Here is a 3,760-nt window from a genome sequence, read left to right on the forward strand (position 1 = left end):
AGGAAATTGGTCTCATGGTGTGCCCACAAATACAGCAGATGTAAACATACCTAATACTACTTTTAAACCCGTTATAAATTCAGTAGTTACAGTTGCAAATATTGCTGTAGAAACAGAAGGCTCACTCACTATAAATGCATCTGGAGCTTTAACTATTCTAGAAAACTTAACTAATGAAGGAAGTATGATTATCAACTCTAGCATAACAAATTCTGGAAGTTTAATTGTAGAAGGAAACTCGAAAGGAAATATTACTTATCATCGATATGTTGGTACAAATTGGCACATCATTAGCGCACCAATAATTGGTCAGCCTTACAATAATAATTGGGTATTAGATAACTCTATTGCATCTGGAACTGTAAATACAAACCAACGAGGTATTGGTAAATACAATAATAATTTAGGCAATTGGCAATATATGTTGGCAGGAGAATCTTCTACTTTCCATACAGGTGAAGGTTATATTACTTTAAAAACAACAACAGGTAACCTTTCTTTTACAGGTAATTTATTAACTAGAGATACTATCAAACCAATTGTAAAAGGAACTTTAAATTCTTTTAATTTAATTGGAAACGTTTACACTTCAAGTGTTCCTTTAAATGTTAGTGCAAATGCTACAAATAACTTTTTAGATGCAAATACAGCTGCTTTAGAAGAGTTAACTGCTTGGTTTTGGAATGGTACTAGCTACGAAGTTTTAAATCATACATCACCATCAAAATTTATTACTCCTGGGCAAGGTTTTTTTGTAAAGTCTAAACCGGGTAACCATAAAATTAATTTTAACAAAGAAATGCAAAGTCATCAAACAGCAACTGTATTTCAGAAACAAAATACCAACCCAACAATCAATTTGTTTTTAGGGGATAATAAAAACGAAGTAAAAACAAGTGTTTTATTTTTAGAGAAGGCTACAAATGGTTTTGACAATGGTTATGATAGTTCCATATACTCAGGAATATCAAATAATTTTAATGTTTCTACAAACTTAGTTGCTAATGATAAACAAATGCATTTGGCAATCCAATCCATACCAAAAGAAAATGAAATAATAATACCAGTTGGTGTTTTTGCAGCTGCTAATAAAGAGTTAGGTTTTCATATTTCATCAAAAAATATAGAAAAAAATATTTATATAGAAGATAAAAAATTAGGCACTTTTACGCTTTTAAAAGATGAAAATACCACCTACAAATTTATAAGTGAAAATGCATTACAGGGTTCAGGAAGATTTTACTTACATATAACTCAAAAAAGTTTAGATTTAGATACCTATAATTCACCAACAATTAAAGGTTATTATTCAAAAGGTAAAATTTATTTTTCAGAGAAATTAAAAGGAAAAAAAATAATAAAAATTTATGATACAGATGGTAAATTGTTGATGTTTAAAAAAACAAGTATAGATAATTTTATTACAATATCAAGAATATCAAAAGGAATTTATATGCTAAATATAGAAACAGAAAACACCACTTTTAAACAAAAAATATTAGTAGATTAGTAATGATAAGATCTTTTTTTTTAATTGTTGTAGTCTTTTTTTCAGGAGCTCTTTTTTCGCAAAAAAAAGTACTTAAAAAATTTGAAACCAAAGCGACAGAAATTAATATTTACACAACTGGTTTAGACAATGTAGTTTTAGAAAACTCTAACACCAATTTTGTAGAAGTATATTTGTATGCACAAAATTATGATGAACAAGTAATAAAAATAGAGCCTAAGCAAAAATACATCAATATAAAATTTGATTTTGAAGGAGCAGAAACAAGAGAAGTAATATTTAGAAAATACATTACCAAAAGATTGCAAAGAGCTACAGCAATTATAAAAATACCCAACCATAAAAAAACAATAATTTTTGGAGAAAATGTAGATATAGAATCCGAGAGTTACAACAATAATTTAGCGATATATATAGAAAACGGAATTGTAAAATTACATACTATAAAAGCCCAAACATTATTAAAATTATATGCTGGTAATGTGTACGCTCAATCACAAAAAAACACCTTAGATATTACTTCTAAAAATGGAAAAATTAAAATAGACAGTACGCACTATAACACTAATTATAAAAACACAGCTCTAAACGAAAAAGCCAAACTCACAATTATTTCTCAAAAAGCAAATATTTACTTAACTACACAATAATATTGTTATTTTTGTAACCACAAAAACTTAAAAAATGTCAAAAAAGACACTTGCCATAATTACCATATTAATTGCTATTGTTTTAGATCAAGTAATTAAAATTTACGTAAAAACTAATTTTTCTTTAAATGAAAGTGTCGAAGTTTTTAGTTGGTTTCAAATTCATTTTACAGAAAATAATGGGATGGCTATGGGTATTGAGTTTGGTGGTAAAGCTGGTAAACTTTTTTTAACATTATTTAGAATTGTTGCTGTAGCAGGTATCGTGTATTGGTTGGCAGGTACTGTAAAAAGAAAAGTGCATAATGCTGTTGTAGTAGCTATAGCGTTAATTTTAGCAGGTGCTGTAGGTAATATTATAGATTCTGTTTTTTACGGTGTTATTTTTGACGATTCTTACCACAAAGTAGCAACCTTGTTTGCAGACCAACCCTATGGAACGCTATTTCATGGTAAAGTGGTAGATATGTTTTACTTTCCTATTTGGCAAGGTGTTTTACCAGAATGGATTCCGTTTAAAGGTGGAGAACAATATACTTTTTTTCAATATATTTTTAACCCAGCAGATGCCTATATTACTATTGGTGTAGTGCTGCTTTTTATTTTTAGTAAACAAGCTTTTCCTAAGGAAGAAAAAAAAGAAATCGCATAAACTTTTTAGTATCTTTAAAAAAAGTTTTAAAAGATGCGCTTTCTAAAATATATAGCAATTTTTCTTTTGGGTTTTTTAATTGCCAAATTTTGGTATGAGCCAAAGGTAGAAGATTATACAAAAGAAGAAATTCAAGTTGTTGTAAACTCCATTAAAAATCTAAGTAAATTAGTAGTTTCTAGTGGAACTTTCTCAGAAGTTTACAATTATTCTGATTCAAAAAAATATTTTTACGAGACCCTTTCTTTTAACAAAAAAGCTATTGTTACTGTAAATTCAGAGGTAGAGGTTGGGTATGATTTGTCTAAATTAGAAATTCAAATAGACTCACTTTCTAAAAAAATATACATCAATAAAATACCAGAGGCAGAAATAAAAATTTATCCAGATGTAAAATATTTCGATTTACAACAAAGTACTTTTAATGTCTTTTCTAAGAACGATTTAAATATCATTAACAAAAAAAGTATTGATAAAATTAAAGAAACGATTAAGTTATCTTTCATAAAAGAAAAAGCAAAAAACAGATTGTTTAAAGAGCTATCTAAAATATATCAATTATCTGCTATTTACAATTGGCATGTTATAGATAACACAAATACAAGTTTGCTTAATGGCTTAAAAGGATAAAAAAAACCATTAACAAATTTGTTAATGGTTTTTTATTTAAAAAATATTTAGATTCAATTAAAATCCTCCTCCAGGAGCTTCAGGGCTTTGCGCCTGTGCTTTTTGAGGATTTAATATTAAATAGGTTCCTAAAGCAGTTAATGCTGCATATTTACCGTAATTACCTATTTTTTTTATAGCATCTTTACGAGTAATTTCTTGCTGGTTGTTGTCTATATTTTTTTTCATGATGTTTAGTTTTTTAAAATTACTATAATTATTCTAATATTATTTTCTTATTCAACCTACCAGCTTTTGTTTTTAGTTTTACTAAATAAA

At 27.5% G+C, this 3,760-nt stretch carries 5 protein-coding genes; 4 read left to right on the top strand and 1 reads right to left on the bottom strand.

Annotated elements, in window-relative coordinates:
* The 4 genes from ACTG3S_RS12275 to ACTG3S_RS12290 form a co-directional block, all read left to right on the top strand.
* Positions 1-1,510, top strand: a 1,510-nt coding sequence (locus ACTG3S_RS12275; RefSeq protein ID WP_439129642.1) for a T9SS type A sorting domain-containing protein, incomplete at its 5' end; no start/stop codon positions are given.
* Positions 1,511-1,512: 2 nt separating this feature from the next.
* Positions 1,513-2,160 carry a hypothetical protein gene (locus ACTG3S_RS12280; RefSeq protein WP_439129643.1) on the top strand — a complete coding sequence of 216 codons (648 nt, stop codon included), beginning with the start codon at positions 1,513-1,515 and terminating at the stop codon, positions 2,158-2,160.
* Positions 2,161-2,194: 34 nt separating this feature from the next.
* Complete coding sequence (locus ACTG3S_RS12285; RefSeq protein WP_439129644.1) at positions 2,195-2,812, top strand: lipoprotein signal peptidase; 618 nt, start codon at positions 2,195-2,197, stop codon at positions 2,810-2,812.
* A 33-nt stretch (positions 2,813-2,845) separates the two neighbouring features.
* On the top strand, positions 2,846-3,442 hold the full coding sequence (locus ACTG3S_RS12290; RefSeq protein WP_439129645.1) for a DUF4230 domain-containing protein: 597 nt from the start codon (positions 2,846-2,848) through the stop codon (positions 3,440-3,442).
* A 57-nt stretch (positions 3,443-3,499) separates the two neighbouring features.
* On the opposite strand, the gene ACTG3S_RS12295 is transcribed toward ACTG3S_RS12290, so the two are convergent.
* The gene (locus tag ACTG3S_RS12295; RefSeq protein WP_439129646.1) at positions 3,500-3,670 is read right to left on the bottom strand and encodes a hypothetical protein; all 171 of its coding nucleotides are present in this window, start codon (positions 3,668-3,670) and stop codon (positions 3,500-3,502) included.
* Positions 3,671-3,760 lie beyond the last annotated feature (90 nt).

Origin of the sequence: Polaribacter sp. (assembly GCF_965656025.1) — a bacterium.
GTDB lineage: Bacteria > Bacteroidota > Bacteroidia > Flavobacteriales > Flavobacteriaceae > Polaribacter.